This window comes from Bacillus sp. AFS098217, assembly GCF_002551815.1.
Classification (GTDB): domain Bacteria; phylum Bacillota; class Bacilli; order Bacillales; family Bacillaceae_G; genus Bacillus_A.
Map to the genome: position 1 here is coordinate 1 of NZ_NVPR01000151.1, position 217 is coordinate 217.

The window sequence follows — 217 nt, forward strand, 5'->3', positions numbered from 1 at the left end:
AAATTAGCGATGGGGACTTAACGCAAACAATTGAAATTCATTCTAACGATGAAATTGGGCAGCTTGCGAAAGGTTTTAATGAGATGACGCATTCATTACGCACATTAATTGGTAGAATTAATACTTCAGCAGGTCATGTTGCATCTGCATCTGAAGAACTGACGGCAAGTGTGAGACAAGCAAGTGAAGCAACAGAACAAATTACAATGGCGATGGA

At 39.6% G+C, this 217-nt stretch carries 1 protein-coding gene; it reads left to right on the forward strand.

The features are described from left to right. Window positions 1-217 (forward strand): HAMP domain-containing protein (locus tag COO03_RS23930; RefSeq protein WP_141523300.1); only part of this gene is annotated, 217 nt, incomplete at both ends.